General features: G+C 46.7%; 1 protein-coding gene. It reads left to right on the top strand.

The window, feature by feature from the left end; genetic code table 11:
- Positions 1–463, top strand: a 463-nt coding sequence (locus tag AAEZ05_RS27810; protein WP_350649755.1) for a type II toxin-antitoxin system death-on-curing family toxin, incomplete at both ends; no start/stop codon positions are given.

The raw sequence follows: 463 nt of genomic DNA, 5'->3' as shown, positions 1-463 counted from the left end.
GCTGAATACTGATGAAGGGCGCGGCTTAATTGAGATTATCAGCCGTTATACGCAGACGTTTTTATGGCTACAACGCTATGATGAAGGCTTGCTTGACGATCAAGCAGGGCAGGAGGGCGGTGTATTGCCTAGCCTAACTGAAGCGATGAGCGCACTAAACAATTTAAAAGCGCAATTAATATCACGCGGTGAGGCAACTGAGCTATTTGCCAAGCCTCGCGGTGACGGGTTAGACAGTGTACTGGGCAATTTGCAGCAAACCGTGTTTGGCGAGCCTGCCTATCCGACTATCGAGAGTAAAGCGGCGCATTTATTGTATTTTATGGTCAAGAACCATCCCTTTACCGATGGCAATAAACGCAGTGGTGCTTTCTTATTCGTGGATTTTTTACATCGTAATAAGCGGCTGCTCAATGAAAGTGGCGAAATGGTCATTAATAACACGGGACTTGCTGCTTTAACC

This window comes from Pseudomonas sp. HY13-MNA-CIBAN-0226, from assembly GCF_040310305.1.
In the GTDB taxonomy this organism is placed as follows: Bacteria; Pseudomonadota; Gammaproteobacteria; order Pseudomonadales; family Pseudomonadaceae; genus Aquipseudomonas; species Aquipseudomonas gregormendelii.
This window is presented reverse-complemented; position numbering and strand designations above follow the sequence as displayed.